This window comes from Hyphomicrobium sp. CS1BSMeth3, from assembly GCF_900117415.1.
GTDB lineage: Bacteria > Pseudomonadota > Alphaproteobacteria > Rhizobiales > Hyphomicrobiaceae.
Map to the genome: position 1 here is coordinate 2,290,891 of NZ_FPEI01000006.1, position 16,602 is coordinate 2,307,492.

At 66.8% G+C, this 16,602-nt stretch carries 14 protein-coding genes; 10 read left to right on the forward strand and 4 right to left on the reverse strand.

Going from position 1 to position 16,602, the window contains the following annotated elements:
- The first annotated feature begins 32 nt into the window (after window positions 1-32).
- A complete protein-coding gene (gene dnaJ, locus CS1BSM3_RS25630; RefSeq protein WP_072392748.1) occupies window positions 33-1,172 on the forward strand; it encodes a molecular chaperone DnaJ in 1,140 nt (379 codons plus the stop codon).
- Window positions 1,173-1,333: 161 nt separating this feature from the next.
- On the forward strand, window positions 1,334-2,629 hold the full coding sequence (locus tag CS1BSM3_RS25635) for a hypothetical protein (protein WP_072392751.1): 1,296 nt from the start codon (window positions 1,334-1,336) through the stop codon (window positions 2,627-2,629).
- Between the two features lie 23 nt (window positions 2,630-2,652).
- Here CS1BSM3_RS25635 and selD read toward each other — a convergent pair whose 3' ends face one another.
- The 4 genes from selD to CS1BSM3_RS25655 form a co-directional block, all read right to left on the reverse strand.
- On the reverse strand, window positions 2,653-3,699 hold the full coding sequence (selD, locus tag CS1BSM3_RS25640; protein WP_072392753.1) for a selenide, water dikinase SelD: 1,047 nt from the start codon (window positions 3,697-3,699) through the stop codon (window positions 2,653-2,655).
- A 228-nt stretch (window positions 3,700-3,927) separates the two neighbouring features.
- Entirely contained in the window at window positions 3,928-4,644 is a 717-nt protein-coding gene (gene pyrF / locus CS1BSM3_RS25645) for an orotidine-5'-phosphate decarboxylase (protein WP_072392756.1), read from the reverse strand.
- Complete coding sequence (locus CS1BSM3_RS25650; protein ID WP_072392759.1) at window positions 4,641-5,243, reverse strand: NADPH-dependent FMN reductase; 603 nt, start codon at window positions 5,241-5,243, stop codon at window positions 4,641-4,643. The genes pyrF and CS1BSM3_RS25650 overlap by 4 nt, the downstream gene beginning before the upstream one ends.
- A gap of 131 nt (window positions 5,244-5,374) precedes the next feature.
- Window positions 5,375-6,556 carry a peptidoglycan-binding domain-containing protein gene (locus CS1BSM3_RS25655; protein WP_083528903.1) on the reverse strand — a complete coding sequence of 394 codons (1,182 nt, stop codon included), beginning with the start codon at window positions 6,554-6,556 and terminating at the stop codon, window positions 5,375-5,377.
- A gap of 130 nt (window positions 6,557-6,686) precedes the next feature.
- Between CS1BSM3_RS25655 and CS1BSM3_RS25660 the strand changes: the two genes are divergently transcribed.
- From CS1BSM3_RS25660 to CS1BSM3_RS25695, 8 genes are all read left to right on the forward strand, one after another.
- A complete protein-coding gene (locus CS1BSM3_RS25660) occupies window positions 6,687-8,294 on the forward strand; it encodes a Do family serine endopeptidase (RefSeq protein WP_072392765.1) in 1,608 nt (535 codons plus the stop codon).
- Window positions 8,295-8,422: 128 nt separating this feature from the next.
- Complete coding sequence (locus CS1BSM3_RS25665) at window positions 8,423-9,103, forward strand: response regulator transcription factor (protein ID WP_072392769.1); 681 nt, start codon at window positions 8,423-8,425, stop codon at window positions 9,101-9,103.
- A gap of 4 nt (window positions 9,104-9,107) precedes the next feature.
- Window positions 9,108-10,628, forward strand: coding sequence for a sensor histidine kinase (locus CS1BSM3_RS25670; protein ID WP_072392771.1), 1,521 nt, complete (start codon window positions 9,108-9,110; stop codon window positions 10,626-10,628).
- Window positions 10,604-13,537, forward strand: a complete 2,934-nt coding sequence (locus CS1BSM3_RS25675) for a bifunctional [glutamine synthetase] adenylyltransferase/[glutamine synthetase]-adenylyl-L-tyrosine phosphorylase (RefSeq protein WP_072392774.1) — start codon at window positions 10,604-10,606, stop codon at window positions 13,535-13,537. Before CS1BSM3_RS25670 ends, CS1BSM3_RS25675 begins: the two co-directional genes overlap by 25 nt.
- A 95-nt stretch (window positions 13,538-13,632) precedes the next feature.
- Complete coding sequence (locus tag CS1BSM3_RS25680) at window positions 13,633-14,580, forward strand: EF-hand domain-containing protein (protein ID WP_072392777.1); 948 nt, start codon at window positions 13,633-13,635, stop codon at window positions 14,578-14,580.
- Window positions 14,581-14,702: 122 nt separating this feature from the next.
- Window positions 14,703-15,323 carry a sigma-70 family RNA polymerase sigma factor gene (locus tag CS1BSM3_RS25685; RefSeq protein ID WP_244540614.1) on the forward strand — a complete coding sequence of 207 codons (621 nt, stop codon included), beginning with the start codon at window positions 14,703-14,705 and terminating at the stop codon, window positions 15,321-15,323.
- 30 nt (window positions 15,324-15,353) lie between these two features.
- A complete protein-coding gene (locus CS1BSM3_RS25690) occupies window positions 15,354-15,995 on the forward strand; it encodes a hypothetical protein (protein ID WP_143149356.1) in 642 nt (213 codons plus the stop codon).
- A complete protein-coding gene (locus CS1BSM3_RS25695) occupies window positions 15,992-16,564 on the forward strand; it encodes a periplasmic heavy metal sensor (protein WP_072392783.1) in 573 nt (190 codons plus the stop codon). The genes CS1BSM3_RS25690 and CS1BSM3_RS25695 overlap by 4 nt, the downstream gene beginning before the upstream one ends.
- The last annotated feature ends 38 nt before the right edge of the window (window positions 16,565-16,602 follow it).

A 16,602-nucleotide genomic window follows, 5' to 3' on the forward strand; every position in this document is an offset into this window, starting at 1 on the left:
TGACTCGGCGGGCGGGATTGGATCACGTTCTCATGGCCAAGCGCGACTACTACGACGTTCTCGGCATCAAGCGGGGCGCCGGCGATTCGGACATCAAGTCCGCCTTCCGCCGCCTCGCCAAGGAGCATCACCCGGACCGCAATCCGGGTGACGCGAGCGCCGAGCAGAAATTCAAGGAGATCAACGAGGCCTACGAGGTCCTGAAGGACGAGCAGAAGCGCGCGGCCTACGACCAGTTCGGCCATGCCGCCTTCGAGGGCGGCGGGCGCGGCCCCGGCGGCTTCGGCCCGGACTTCTCCTCGTCCATGTCCGACATCTTCGACGACCTCTTCGGCGAGTTCATGGGCGGACGGCGCGGTGGCCGCCAGCGCTCGGCGCGCGAGCGCGGCGCGGACCTGCGCTACAACATGGAGATCACGCTCGCTGAAGCCTTCGTCGGCAAGCAGGCGCAGATCCGCGTGCCGACCAGTGTCACGTGCGAGACCTGCTCCGGCTCGGGTGCCCGCGCGGGCTCGCGGCCGACCACCTGCCAGACCTGCGGCGGCGCCGGCAAAGTGCGCGCGAGCCAGGGCTTTTTCACCATCGAGCGCACGTGCCCCGCCTGCCAGGGCCGCGGCGAGACGATCGACGATCCCTGCCCCGCCTGCCACGGCCATGGCCGCGTCACGAAGGAGCGCACGCTCGCGGTGTCCATTCCGCCGGGCGTCGAGGACGGCACGCGCATCCGTCTTGCCGGCGAAGGCGAGGCCGGCCAGCGCGGCGGACCGACGGGCGATCTCTACATTTTCCTCTCCATCAAGCCGCACGAGTTCTTCCAGCGCGATGGCGCCGACATCTTCTGCCGCGTGCCGATCGCGATGACGACGGCAGCGCTCGGCGGCAACGTCGATGTGCCGACGGTCGAGGGCAATCGCGTGCGGATGCCGGTGCCCTCAGGGACCGAGAACGGCAAGCAGTTCCGCCTCAAGGGCAAGGGCATGCCGGTGCTGCGCTCGAAGGTGCACGGCGACATGTACATTCAGGTCGAGGTGGAGACGCCGAAGAACCTCTCGCGCAAGCAGCGCGAGCTGCTGGAGGAGTTCGAGCGCGAGTCGAACAAGGAGACGAACCCCGCGTCGAGCGGGTTCTTCGCCCGCGTGAAGGAGTTCTTCGATCCGGGGAAGGGTGGGTGAGGGGGCATCCTATTACAAGCGGCGGTCTCCCTCTAGTCATTGCGCTGGCACGCGTTTGATTTTCCTCAGCGGTGAAGAACTCAACAAGATAGTTGCGAGCTCGGATTGGGCCTCATCTTCCCATGGCGTAAGATATCGCCATTTCCAATCGGGAGGTTTAGGTGGCCAAATTTCGCATCCCCAAGCAAACCGATCGCTCGTTGCTTATGGCGCTTTTCAGCATCCGCGACGACATCAATTCCCTAAGTGCGGAGCATCGGATTCTGGCCCGAACTTTCGAAGGCCACGGATCGGCTGAGCTGGAAATCAATAGCCTCCAAGAGCCGCCCGAGCTCGCGGGCGAGATCCTTGCACAGGAATCGGAGGTCATGTCCGTCTTTTGGCTTCGGAGCGCCAGCAATCACAATGGATTGGTCATTCATCGCAAAGGGACGGAAATAACCGATGAAGTCGAGATCGCAGCTAACAACGAGTGGTACAACAATCTCAACCTCAAAGACGAACGAAGGAAGTTGCTCGTTATCAGGTTAATTAGCTCCGCTCGAAAGCACCTTCGCGCAATTAGTGCCGACGCTAGCATGCTGGGGGAAGGTGACGCCGAATGGGCACGCTATCGCGCTTCTCAGGGAGCAATCCTGAACAGCCTCCAAGAGACGCAGCGCACCATATTATCTGATTTCACGCGCAGATCGCTTGAAATGGAGGCCGCCGCAAAGGCACGCATTGACGCACGCGAGGCGGAACTTGAGGCGCACTATAACACGCTGAGGGAGCAGCTCGAGCATGAGCGGCAATCGGATAAAGAACGGTTGACGGCACGTGAGCAGGCAATTGAGGAGCGAGAGAATAGCTTCAATACAAAGGAAGCTCGATACGTCGCTCGACGTGGTCAGGAGCAACAGATCGCGCAGATTAAAGAATGGCTGAATGATTGGAGCCTAACAAAGGGAACACATTCAAAGAGGCGCGTAATTATTGCAGCCTACGTAATAGGGGCCGCCACCACCGGATTTGCCGCATACTGGTTCAGCACGGAAAGCATGGAGATACTTCATGCCTCCGCACCCCAACTAGCCTGGTGGCAGTGGTTGCTACTCTCTATCAAATCTATATTCCCGTTTGCAGCGTTCGTTGCAATCATCATTGCATTCATACGATGGTCATCTGATTGGGCGAAGCAGCACGCCGATGAAGAGTTTAGGAACCGCGCTCGTATCCTAGATATCGGTCGCACATCTTGGCTGCTGGAAGCGGTGCGCGATGCGCAAGACAACAGCAAAGAATTACCCCCTGATCTGGTCAAGGAACTGTCGCGCAATCTGTTTGCGTATTCGCCGACGGATACGAGCGAACTTCATCCTCAGGCAGTCAGCGATATGCTGATGCAAGGGCTAAATTCGCTGAGAGTTAAAGGTCCTGACGGTAGTGAGATCGAAGCGAAGCGCGGAAAGGCTTAGTCGTTAGTTCCTAGCGCGTGCCCCTACCCCACCCTCACCCTCGCTTCTCCCGCCTCCGCATTCCCCACAACCCGCGCCGCTGGATACCCCGCGGCCTTGATCTTTGCGACGAGGTCAGCCGCGCGCCCCGGAGCACACGCCACGAGCAAGCCGCCTGAGGTCTGCGGGTCCGTCAGCAGATGGCGGCGCCAGTCGGGAATGCCCTCAGGCAGCACGACACCCGCGCTGTAGCTCGCCCAGTTGCGGTGCGAGGCGCCCGTGACAAAACCTTCCTGCGCGAGCTTCTCGGCTTGGGCGAGCAGCGGCACCTCGCTCGCCTTGATGTTCAGCGTTAGCCCTGAGCCGCGCGCCATCTCGAGCCCGTGGCCGAGAATGCCGAAGCCCGTCACGTCCGTGATCGCGTGGACGTCCTTATCCTCAGCGAGCTCCGCGCCGACCTTGTTGAGCAGCGTCGTCGTCGCGATCATCTCCGTGTAGCCGGCGGGCGGCAGCACGCCCTTCTTAATGGCCGCCGAATAAATGCCGACGCCGATCGGCTTGGTCAGAATGAGCGCATCGCCCGCCTTGGCATCGGCATTGCGGCGCACCTGCTCGGGCCGGGCGACGCCGATCACGGCGAGGCCGTACACCGGCTCGGGACAGTCGATGGAATGGCCGCCCGCAACGGGAATGCCGGCCTTGGCGCACACGCTCGCGCCGCCCTTCAGGATCTCGCGCACCATCTCGATGGGGATCTTGTCGACCGGCATGCCCAGCACGGCGAGCGCCATGACCGGCTTGCCGCCCATGGCATAGACGTCCGAGATCGCGTTGGTCGCCGCGATGCGCCCGAAGTCGAAAGGATCATCGACCATGGGCATGAAGAAGTCGGTCGTCGCGATGATGCAGGTGTTCTCGTCGTGCTGCCAGACGGCGGCGTCATCAGCCGTATCCGTGCCGACGAGGAGCTGCTTGTAGGCCGCCATGGCCGGCTGATCGGCGAGCAACTGCTGCAGCACATTGGGCGCGAGCTTGCAGCCGCAGCCGCCGCCATGCGCAAGACTGGTGAGACGTACCTGTGGGGCGTTCATCGGATTTCCTTCCCTGCCTCGTAACTCGAGAGCCCTGGCGCCTAGTGCCGCCAGTTACACCCGGATACTGGACAGAAGGAGGAGCGATGACAAGCAGCGTCGGGCATCCCCCTCCCCCTTGTGGGGAGGGGTCAGGGGTGGGGGGAATCCTTACTGCCAGCGTTCTGCGATCCCCCCCTCCTAACCTCCCCCACAAGGGGGGGAGGAACGAGTGCGGCGCAGCCGAGGCTAGCTCTTGAGCGCCGCCTCGATCTCGGCGACGAAGGCGGCCGCGGCGGCGCGCGGATCAGCAGCTTCCGTGATGGGGCGTCCGACCACGAGGCAATCCGCGCCGGCGGCAATGGCCTTGCCCGGCGTCATGACGCGCACCTGATCGCCCGCCGCACCACCCGCAAGACGAATGCCCGGCGTCACGATCAGCACATCCGGGCCGACCGCGGCGCGGATCATCGTCGCTTCCTGCGCCGATGCGACAATGCCATCGACGCCGGCGTCCTTGGCGAGGCGCGCGCGGTGCACGACGAGATCGGCAGGTGACATGCCCTTGATGCCCTGCTGCTCGATGTCCGCCTGTTCGAGGCTCGTGAGCACGGTCACGGCAAGCAGCTTGAGCGTACTCGCGCCGCGCCCGCGCACGGCGGCTTCGACGGTCTTCGTGTCCGTGCCGTGGATGGTCAGATAATCGAGCCCGAGGCTCGCGATGTTCGCCGCTGCCTTCTCGACGGTGTTGGCGATGTCGAGGAGCTTCATGTCGAGGAACACGGTCTTGCCGGCCGCCTTGAGGCCCTGCGCGAACTCGAGCCCGCCGCCGAACAGCAGCTCGAGCCCGACCTTGTAGCAGGAGACCGTATCGCCGAGCTCCGTCACCAGCACGCGCGCACGATCGACGCTCGCGACATCGAGGGCGACGAAGAGGCGCTCGCGCGCGGCAAGGCTTCGGCTCATGATCTGGCAAACTCCCCGCGCATGATGAGCGCCGCCCGAGCTAGTTTCTCGATCGTGCTCTTGTAGAGCTCCATGGACTTCTTGTCCGAGAGATGCCCGTTCTCGGCAAAAGCCTTGTCCGCACGCGATACTGAAAACTGATCGGGCAGTACGAGCGCGCCGGTGCCGATCTCCAGCGTCTGGCGCAGCACCGTGAGACCGCGACTGCCGCCGTACATGCCCGGCGAGGCCGAGCCGATCGCGAAGACGCGCGTCTTGTACACCGCGAGCGGCGGCTCGTCGCGATCGCGGATTCGGCTCACCCAGTCAAGGGCGTTCTTGAGCAGCGGCGGGATCGAGGCGTTGTACTCGGGCGAGATGATGAAAATGCCGTGGTGGACCTCGAACAGCGCCTTGAGCTTGCGCGCGTTCTCCGGCGGGCCTTCCGCGGCTTCGAGGTCGCCATCGTAGATGGGCATGGGGTAGTCGCCGAGGTCGGCGAAGGCCGAGTGGATGCCGTTCGCATTGGCGATCTCGGCACCGAGCCGCGCGAGGCGCTTGTTGTAGGAGCCGGCACGTGCGGCACCGGCGACGAACAGCAGTCTCGTGGTATGAGCCATGTGCAGGGCCCCTTGAACTTGCCGATGCACCCTGCCTTAGACCACTCCGCCCGGCGATGCCAGAGGTGCTTACCCCGAAGATGCCAGGCCCCACTACTGCGCGGGCGGGCAACCGCGCACGGCGCGCGCCGTCAGCGCATGGGTGCCGATGTGGGCTTGTGCCGCGAGGTGGCCTCGGCGGTGAGATGCGAGAGCAGCGGCGCCGTCGCGAGCCCCGTCACCGGCAGCCCGCGTGCCCTCTCGTACGCAACGATGCCGGCCTTGAGCACGGGGCCATAGTCCCCGTCCGCACGGCCGCTATAGAAGCCGAGCGCCGACAGATGCTCCTGGAGCTGGCGGATCGGGTTGCCGGCGCGCAGGATCGCCGCCTGCTGGAAGCCCGCGATGTGCTCCGCGAAGACACGCGCATTGACCGCCGTGTTGGCAATCGTCTCGGTCTGCTGGCGGGAGGGGGCGCGGCCCTGCTGCGTGATCATGCGCGACTGCACGTATGTGCCGACGTTCATCGCGACGACGACCGGCCCCTCCGGCGTCTCGGCGAGGATCGGCGAGCCCGAGGAGGCACCGCCCGTGTCGCAGGTATGCAGGACGATCTCGTCGGGGCTTTCGAAGTCCGGCGCGATGGTCTTCCAGGAGCTGGCGCCGAAGTCGCGCGCCGCATGGCAGGGCCCTGAGTACGTCGGCGTCCAGCTCGGCAGATCGCGATGATAGGAGACGGAGAAGAGGCGTCCGGCCTCGGCCATGGCCAGAATGTCCTCGCTCGATGCCGGCCTGACAGGAATGCCGCCCTGACGGCAGACGGGCCGCTCGAGGCGCACGAGTGCCCAATCACGTGCGGCATCGATGGGCGGGCGGACATTGAGGCGGAACTCGCCGGTGTAGATGTGCTGGGCCGCGGCGCCGGTGGAAAAGCCCTCGATGCGCACGTAATCACGCTCGCGATCGTAGGCGCGGGCAAAGAGGAAGTCGGCCGGTCGCAGCCGCGCGCCCTGCGGCGAGGCAACTGCGACGCAGTGGGCGGCTGTGGCAATGATCGCGGGCGCGACGCAGAAGGCCGAGCAGACCGTCCGCGCCGGATTGTTGAAGAGAACGCCCATGCGCGCGGCCATGCTCGCCAGCCGCTCGGGGAGTGCCACGCGGTCGTCCCGCCCGAAGACGGCGACGGGGCGAATGACGCCGCCCGGTTCGGCAGGGCGGGCGTTTGGCGGGCCCGCCATGGCTGGCCCGGCCGATGAAAGCCCCGAGACCGAGATGGAGAGCCCGAGAATGGCCCGGACCGCCCATTCCCGTACGCGTCGGTACTTTACAACCATTACCCTCACCCCGCCCCCAAGGGCCGGCACATTACCAAAGTTTCATGCAGTAGAAAGATCGCCGTAAGGCGCACCAACCTATCTCCATGTGCACGATATTCAGCGCAGCCCGACGACGAGAGAGGAAAACATGCTTAAGCTTGCGCCCGTCAAGTCCAGTGCATCCAGCCGAACGCGGGCTCTCGCCGGGGTGGCCGTCGCTGCTGCGCTCGGTGGCGCCCTGGTGGCGGCTCCCCAGCTCGAGGTTCATGCCCAGCAGCGGAGCGACGCCCAGACCGTCCAGACGCCCTTCGGCCGCGCGCCGCTGACCTTCGCCGACATCGTCGAGAAGGTTAAGCCCGCCGTGGTCAGCATCCATGTCACGAACGGCGGCGAGCGCACGGCGCGGCGCCTGCCGCGCCAGGGTGCGCCCAACACCCCCAACGCCCCAACCCCTCCGGGCGGCCGCGTCCTCCCGGACCTCCCCGACGACCACCCGCTCAACGAGTTCTTCCGCAATCTGCCGCGTGAGTTCGGCAATCGCGGCGGCACGCCGAACGCGCCGACGCCGCGTCCCTCGCTCGCGCAGGGCTCGGGCTTCGTGATCTCGGCGGATGGCTACGTGGTCACCAACAATCACGTGATCGACGGCGCCTCCAAGATCTCGGTGAGCTTCGACCGCGACAACAAGTTCGATGCCGAGCTCATCGGCACCGACCCGCGCACCGACGTCGCGCTCCTGAAGATCAAGCCCAGCAAGCCCGACCAGAAGTTCGACCACGTCCGCTTCGCGGCCAAGGAAGCCCGCGTCGGCGACTGGGTGATCGCGGTCGGCAATCCGTTCGGCCTCGGCGGCACGGTGACCGCAGGCATCGTCTCGGCCTCGGGCCGCGACATCGGCTCCGGTCCTTATGACTACATCCAGATCGACGCGGCGGTGAACCGCGGCAACTCGGGCGGCCCGACCTTCAACCTCGACGGCGAGGTGATCGGCGTCAACACGGCGATCTACAGCCCGTCCGGCGGCAACGTCGGCATCGCCTTCGCGATCCCCGCCAAGACCGCCGACGAGGTCGTCTCGCAGCTCCGCTCGAAGGGCACGGTGAGCCGCGGCTGGCTCGGTGTGAAGATCGAGAACGTCAACGAGGACACGGCATCGAGCCTCGGTCTCGCCAACGCACGCGGTGCGCTGGTCAGCGAGATCACGGCCGGCGGTCCCGCTGCCGCTTCCCAGCTCCGCGCCGGTGATGCCATCGTCTCGGTCAATGGCGTCGAGATCCGCGACAGCCGCGACCTCGCCCGCAAGATCGCCGAGTTCGCCCCCGACACGACGGTCCGCATCGAGGTCATGCGCTTCGGCAAGAGCGAGACCGTCCCGGTCAAGCTCGGCACCTTCCCGGCGAACCCCGATGTCGCCATGCAGTCGCAGAAGCCGACGGCCAAGCCCGAGGCCACGCCGACCCCGACCGTCACCGAGCTCGATCAGCTCGGGCTCTCCCTGACGACGGTGACGGCCAAGGCCGGCGAGACGGTCGAGGGCGTCGCGATCTCGGACGTCAAGGCCGGCTCGGATGCCGCCGGCAAGGGCCTCAAGAGCGGCGACGTGATCCTCGAGGTGCAGGGCCAGAAGGTCGCCAATGCGGCCGACGTCGAAGCCGGCGTGAAGAAGGCCAAGAGCGATGGCCGCCGCGCCGTCCTGCTCCGCGTGAAGTCCGGTGATGTGCTTCGCTTCATCGCCGTTCAGCTTAAGGCTGGCTGAGGGGCTGACAGACAGCCGACGGCCGACATTGACGGCGTTCCCCCCGCGCCTTCAAGGTTAGGTCGTAAAGTGAGCGTGCCGGGTCCCCCGCCCGGCACGTTTCACTGCATTCGAGGAGTACATGCGCCATGCGCGTGCTCGTCATCGAGGACAATCGTGAGACCGCCCAGTTCGTGCAACGCGGACTGCGCGAGGCGAGCCATGTGGCCGAGATCGCCGAGGACGGCGAGGTTGGCCTCGAGCTCGCGCGCGCCGGCGGCTACGACGTGCTCATCGTCGATCGGATGCTGCCGCTCCGCGACGGGCTGAGCCTCATTCAGATGCTCCGCGCCGAGGGCGATCGCACGCCGGTGCTCATCCTCTCCGCCATGAGCCACGTCGATGATCGCGTGAAAGGCCTGCGTGCCGGCGGCGACGACTACCTCACAAAGCCCTTCGCACTCGCCGAGCTGATCGCCCGCGTCGAGGTGCTGGCGCGCCGCCGCCAGCCGGAGGAGCAAGCGACGCGCTACGTCGTCGGCGATCTCGTTCTCGACCGTCTGACCCACAAGGTCACGCGCGGCAGCGAGTCGATCATCCTGCAGCCGCGCGAGTTCCGCCTTCTCGAATACCTCATGCGCAATGCCGGGCAGGTGGTCACCCGCACGATGCTGCTCGAGAACGTGTGGGACTATCACTTCGATCCGCAGACCAACGTCATCGACGTCCACATTTCACGCCTCAGAGGAAAGATCGACCGGAACTTCGATCGACCGCTCCTGCACACGGTGCGCGGAGCCGGCTACATGATGCGCGACGGCGGCGAATAGGCCGATGAACCGCGCCGCGCCACCGCCCCCCTCGGCCGCGCGCCCGCCGCGCTTCTGGGACACGACATCCTTCCGCGCGGCTGCCGTTGCGACCCTCGCGCTCGCCGTCAGCGCGATACTGGTCGTTGCCTTCGTGACGCGCTCGACGAACGACGCCATGAGCCGCGCAACGATCGAAGCCCTCGATCGCGAAGGCGCAGCGCTCAACCGCATCTACGCGCAAGGCAAGCTCGACCAGCTCACGCGCGCCATCCAGGAGCGCATTGCCGCTGGCGACATGCATCTCTATCGCCTGACGGACGCGACGCAGCGCGTCGTTGCCGGCAATCTCCACGAGAGCCCGGCCCTCCCCGCGGAGTCGAGCGGCGGCGGCACGTTCCGCTACAATCCCCAAACTGAAGGCGCAGCCGCGCCCTCGCGTCTTGCTGCAGCGCGCGTGTTCTCGCTCGCCAATGGTCTCACGCTGATCGTGGGACGCGACATCGAGCAACAACGGAGCTATCTCGCCGCCACCAATCGCACGCTCGGCATCGGCATTGCACTGCTCGCGCTCGTCGGGCTTGCCGCGGGCGTCTTGCTGAGCCGCCATATCCTGAAGCGCGTCGATGCCATGACTGCCGCAAGCCGCTCGATCATGGCCGGCAACCTCACCCAGCGTCTGCCGCGCACGGGGACTGACGACGAGCTCGATCGTCTTGCCACGAGCCTCAACACCATGCTCGACCGCATCGAGCTGCTCATGGCCGGCATGAAGGAGGTCTCCGACAACATTGCCCACGACCTGAAGACCCCGCTCAATCGTCTCCGCAATCGCGCCGAGGCCGCTCTCGCGGATCAGCGCGGCAGCCCGGCGTGGCGTGCCGGCCTCGAACACGCGATCGAGGATGCCGACGAGCTGATGAAGACCTTCAACGCACTGCTGCTCATCGCGCGTCTCGAAGCCGGCGCAATCGACGACACCATGGGCCCCGTCGAGGTCGCCGCCATGGTCGAGGATCTGGCCGAGCTCTATGAACCCGCCGCCGAGGAAGCCGGGCTCGGTCTCACGTGGCACAATGCTGCGCGCGCACCCGTGCACGTCCGCGCCAACCGCCAGCTTCTCGGGCAGGCGATCGCCAATCTCATCGAGAACGCGATCAAGTACGCGGCACCAGCCAACGGGATGCCGCTGATGGGCACACCGTCGGCCGTCGCCGTCTCGCTCGCCCTCGCGGACGACCATGTCGAGATCACCGTTGCCGATCGCGGGCCCGGCATTGCCGAGGAGGACCGCGAGCGCGCCATACGCCGCTTCGTGCGCCTCGAGGCAAGCCGGACAAAGCCGGGCACCGGGCTCGGCCTGAGCCTTGTCGCCGCGGTCGCGCGCCTCCACGATGGAATGCTCAGGCTCGAGGACAACAAGCCGGGCTTGCGCGCCGTGCTCTCGCTGCCGATGATGGCCGCCGCCGCAGGGGGTGACGCTGCAGACAGCGAGCCGCAGCAGAAGAAGGACGAGCGTGCATGGCAGAAGGCGCGGGCCAACTGAAGCCACTCTGGCGGCGGATCGCCGAGACGCCGCTCGCCTTTGATGCGCGCCTTGCAGAGGACCGGCTCGCAGAGCTCGAAGCAGCGGCGCACGCGTCGCTCGCACCGCTACTCGCCGAACCTGCCGTGCGTGATCTCCTCGCCGGCACCCTCGGAAGCTCGCCCTATCTCGCCGGCCTCATCCTGCGCGATCCCGCACGCCTCGCGCGCATTCTCGATACGGCCCCTGAGTTGCACATGACAGACCTCGGCCATGCGCTCGAGGCCGATATGCTGGCGGCCGCGACGCCCGCCGACGCCATGCGCATCCTGCGCCAGTACAAGACCGAGGTTGCGCTCCTCGTCGCCCTAGCCGATCTCGGCGGCGTCTGGCCCGTGATGACCGTCACCGGCGCGCTCAGCGATGCCGCCGACGCGACCACCACCGCCGCCGTCCGTTTTCTCTTCAATGCCGCGATCGCCAAGGGCGACTGGCTCGCCACCGCCGGGCCGCACGCGGAAGCCAATTCCGGCTACATCGTCCTCGGCATGGGCAAGCACGGCGCGCGCGAGCTCAACTACTCGAGCGACATCGATCTCATCGTCTTCTACGAGCCGGAGCTCGTGAATCTGCGCGCCGGCCTCGAGCCGCTCGCGTTCTTCGTCCGCATGACACGCGACCTCGTCCGCTTCATGCAGGAGCGCACGGGCGACGGCTATGTTTTCCGGACAGACCTGCGCCTGCGCCCCGATCCCGGCGCCACGCAGGTCGCGATCTCGACCAATGCTGCGCTCAATTACTACGAGAGCTTCGGCCAGAACTGGGAGCGCGCCGCCATGATCAAGGCGCGCGCCGTCGCCGGCGACATTCCCGCCGGCGTGGCGTTCGTCAAGGAGCTCGCGCCGTTCGTCTGGCGCAAGTATCTCGACTTCGCCGCGATCGCCGACATCCACGCCATGAAGCGCCAGATCCACGCCTTCAAGGGCTTTGGCGAGATCGGCGTTGCCGGCCACAACATCAAGGTCGGGCGCGGCGGCATTCGCGAGATCGAGTTCTTCGCGCAGACCCAGCAGCTCATTGCGGGCGGCCGACAGCCGGATCTCCGCGAGCCGGATACGCTCGGCGCGCTCGCTCATCTCGTCGATCGCGGCTGGATCAAGCCTGAAGTGCGCGACGACCTCACCGACAGCTATCTCTTCCTGCGCCGCATCGAGCACAGGCTGCAGATGATCGCCGACGAGCAGACACAGACACTGCCCGCCGACGCCGAGGGCCTGCTGCGCCTCTCTCGCTTCTCGGGCTTCCCGGACACTGCCGCGTTCTCCGCCGCCCTCGTCGCGCATCTCGAGCGCGTGCAGCGCCACTACGGCGCCCTCTTCGAGGACGTGCCGGAGCTCACGCGCGGCAATGCCAACATGGTCTTCGCCGGCGAGCAGGATGATCCCGGCACCGTCGAGGCGCTCACCCGCATGGGCTACAAACGGCCTTCGGATATCATCGGCGCCGTGCGCGGCTGGCACCACGGCCGCTATCAGGCCGTGCGCACGCCACGCGCCCGCGAGTTGCTCACCGAAGTGCAGCCGACCCTCATCGAGGCGCTTTCACGCACCAGCGATCCCGATCAGGCCTTTCTCGGCTTCGATCGCTTTCTCTCGCAGCTCCCTTCGGGCGTGCAGCTCTTCTCGCTTCTGCGCAACAACCCGCGCCTTCTCCGCCTCGTCGCCGACATCATGGGCTCGGCGCCGCGTCTCGCACGCATCATGAGCCGGCGGCGCCGCGTGCTCGATGCCGTCCTCGACCCGGGCTTCTTCGGGAGCCTGCCCGATGCGGATGCGCTCGCCCGCATTGTCGATGCCGAGATCGACGCGACCGCCGACTATCAGGAAGCCCTCGACCGCGCGCGCATTGTCGGCAGCGAGCAGGCCTTCCTGATCGGCGTTCGTGTGCTCTCAGGGACGATTACGGCAGCACAAGCGGGCGGCGCTTATGCCGCGCTCGCCGAGCACCTGATCGCGGCGCTACAGCGGCAGGTCGAGCGCGAAATCGTCGCCCAGAGCGGCCATGTTGCCGGCGGCGCTGCCTCCGTGGTCGCCATGGGCAAGCTCGGCGGATGCGAGATGACGGCCGCCTCCGATCTCGACCTCATTCTCGTCTATGACTTCGATCCGGCCATCCAGCAGTCCGATGGCCCGCGGCCGCTCGCCCCGAGCCAGTACTTCACGCGCTTCACGCAGCGCCTGATCACCGCCCTCTCCTCGCCGACGGCGGAAGGTGCGCTCTATGAGGTGGACATGCGTCTGCGGCCCTCAGGCCAGAAGGGGCCCGTCGCAACGCAGCTCTCGAGCTTCGAGCACTATCAGGAGAACGAGGCCTGGACCTGGGAGCACATGGCGCTCACCCGCGCCCGCGTCATCTCGGGGCCGCCCGAGCTTCGCGCCCGTGTCGAGGCTGCCATACGCCGCGCGCTCGTCAGGCCCCGCGATCGTGCAGAGCTCGTTGCCGACGTGCGCGATATGCGGGAGCGCATCGCCAAGGAAAAAGGCACGGAGGACATCTGGGAGCTGAAGCAGGTCCGTGGCGGCCTGGTCGACATCGAGTTCATCGCCCAGTTCCTCCAGCTCGCGCACGCCGATGCCCATCCCGAGGTGCTCGACCAGAACACCATCAATGCGCTCAAAAAGCTTGCCGCGGCAGGACTTTTGAGCACGCCTCATGCCGACATCCTGCTTCCCGCGGCGAGGCTGGTGCACAATCTGACCGAGGTGCTGCGGCTCTGCCTGGACGGCCCGTTCGACCCATCCAAGGCCCCGGACGGCCTTCGCGAGCTGCTGAGCCGGGCCGGCGACGCACCCGATTTCACGCGCCTCGAGGCGTCGCTCCGCACGACCCTCGCGGACGTCGCCGGGCTCTTTGACGAGATCGTTTCCTGAACACTGGTCAATGGCTGACATGATACGGCGACGGATTTCCCCGCCGTGCCGCGTTCCACTCCTCGAAAGTACTTCGAACTCGAGGAGTTCCCTAAATGTCCAAGAAGAAGGTGCTCATCGTCGCGGCCGTGCTGGTCGCTGGCGGTGCGGCCATTGCGATCTCGGCCCCCGGCGACCGCGGGCACGGCCCAGGCGGCGGTATGGGCTGGTTCCAGGGCGAGGGTCGCCACGGCATGGGAGGCCCGTTCTCCGGCCGCTTCGGTCGTGAGCTGACGCGCGAGGCCTTCGACGAGAAGGTGCGCGAGCAGTTCGCCCGCTTCGACCTGAACAGCGATGGCGTCATCGACGTTTCCGAGATCGAGGCCGCGCTCGCCAAGGGCAAGCATCGTGGCTTCCGCGAGCGCCGCACCGATCGTGATGGCGCCGCCAAGGGCGAAACCCGCGCCGACCGCTCCGTCACCAAGTCCGAGTACCTCGACGAGGTGCGCCGCCGCTTTGCCCAGCTCGACCTCGACAACGACGGACGCATCACCGACGCCGACCTGCCCCCGCCGATGCGTGGCCGCGGTGTCCTCTCGCGCCTCGCGAGCGAGCAAGGGCCTGGCATGATGCGCGGCCAGCGTCAGGGTCCGCGTCTCGGCTTCCTGCGCGGCGCACAGGTCGACAAGGACGGCGGCATCCCGCTCGATGAGGTGATCAAGGTCGCCGGCGAGCGCTTCGACCGCATGGACCGCAACAAGGACGGCAAGCTCGACCGCGCGGACCGTGACGCCGCCCGCAAGGAGATGACCGACTACCGCGTGAAGCGCGTTCTCCACCGCTTCGGCGCCACCGACGGCAAGATCACCCGCGAGCAGGCGTTCAAGGTGGCGGGCGACATGTTCGAGCGGCTCGACCGCAACAAGGACGGCGTCATCTCGCGTGACGAGCGCCCGCGGGGCTGGGGCCGCCATCACGGCCAGCACGGCGAGCGCTTCTGGCGCGGACGCGACCGGGATCGGGGCGATGAGCGCGCCCCGGGCGGCGAAACGAAGAAGATATAGCAGTCGTCCCCCTATTCCCGATCCCGGTGTCGCAGTCCGGGATCGGGACACGAAAAGGCGAGGCACACATGCGCGCGCTGAGCTACACTCCGATGGTTGGGACGACCGCGGGGAGCCGTTGCGTGACGCGCGCGCACGATAGCGGTCCGGGACCGGGAGACCGGCATGGACCGGGGGCGGGGACGGCAGCCGAGGAGGCGGCCGTTCTCGCACGCATTCGCGATGGCGATGGCACCGCCTTCCGCGAGCTGATCGACCGCCACGTGGGCAGCCTGCTCGCGGTTGCGCGGCGCATGCTCAAGGTCGATGGCGATGCCGAGGACATCGTGCAGGAGGCGCTCGTGCGTGTCTGGCACAATGCCGGCACGCTCGAGCTCGGTCCCGGCGGTCTCAGGCCCTGGCTGCGGCGTGTGGTCACGAACCTCTGCCTCGACCACCTGCGCCGCCATCGGCTGACCAGCGTCGTCGCGGACGTACCCGAGACGCCCGAGCCCCCTGAGCAGGGCCGGGGCCTCGAGGAGGCGGATCTCGCGAAGCGCGTCGAAGCGGCGCTCTCCGCGCTCCCCGAGCGCCAGCGTGTCGCGTTGACGCTTTTCCACTACGAGGGCTTGAGCCAGATCGAGGTGGGAGAGGCGCTCGGGATATCGGATGAGGCGGTCGAGTCGCTGCTGGCCCGTGCCCGGCGCTCGCTCAAGGCGGCATTGAAGGACGAGTGGCGGCAACTGCTGCCCGACGGCGAGTAAGAACTGACTGGAAGAGGCGGAGCGCGACATGTGCTTCGAAGGATGATGACGAGCGAGAAAAGGCTTGCCGAGCTTACGGCTTTCGAGAACGTGCTCGACACGTTCGGTGGAAACTCCGCGCGCTGGCCCGCTGAGAAGCGGGAGCGGCTGATGAGCCTTGCCGCCTCCGATGCCGAGGCCGGACGGCTGCTGCGCGAAGCCAAGGCGCTCGACACTGTCCTCGCCCATGCCGCCGGCCCCCCGGTCGGCGAAACGAAGGCGCTCGCCGACCGCATTGCCGCGGCAGTCGCAAATACGGCTCCCGGTCAATCGCCGGGCAAGACCGCGCACGCCGAGCGGCAGACGGGCGGCAGCACGCCCTCGTCGGAGAATACCTCGGGCGTCGTCATCGCCTGGCCGCGCGGCGCGGGCGAGAACCCGCGCGTGGCGGCGCAGGCCGGAGCACTTACGGGATCCGTGCCGCAGCGTGAGCGCTTTTCGAGCGGCTGGCGGACGGCGGCATTGCTCGCCGCTTCGCTGGTGGCAGGCATCTTCGTCGGCGTCGCGGATCTCGTGCCGTCCGAGGTCACGCAGATCGTCGCCAGCGCCACGACGGGCACCGAAACACCTCAGGCGCTTGCCTTCCTCAGTGGTGAGGGTCTCCTCGAGATCATCGAGGAGGAGTTCCTATGATCCTGCGGCCGAGAGAGACGCGGGTCGTTCGGCGCATACCGAAGTGGCTGCTCGTCGTGCTCGTCGTCTCCCTGCTCCTCAATGGTCTTGTCGTCGGTGCCATCGCCTCGCGGTGGCACGCGATGCATGCCATGCCGCCGGCCCTCGGCTCCTCGTCCAATGCCCACCTCTTCGGCTTTGCCGTCACGTTGCCGGCCGAGCGGCGCCTCGAGGTCTGGAGCTCCGTCGAGAAGGATCGCGCCGCCATCCGGCCGCTGCGCCAGGCCGTGCATGACGCGCGCGATGCGACCCGCAAGGCCCTGCTCGCCGAGCCCTTTGACCCCGCGCAGTATGCAGCAGCGCAGAAGCGCCTGTTCGACGCCGAGCAGGAAATGCGCCTCCGTGGCCTCGATGTCGTCCAAGCCATTGCCCAGCGCCTGACACCGGCCGAGCGGGCCGCATTCGCCCGCTGGGAGGACGAGGATCGCTCCCGGCGCCGGGCTTTCTGGCGTCGGATGCGGGGCGGAGAGGAGGAGCGGCCCAACCGGCCCAGTGAGCGTGGCGCTCGCACCGAGCAGATCAAGAACTGAAGAGGTTCCCCTCCGGCGATTTCTTAAGAGTCCGTAAA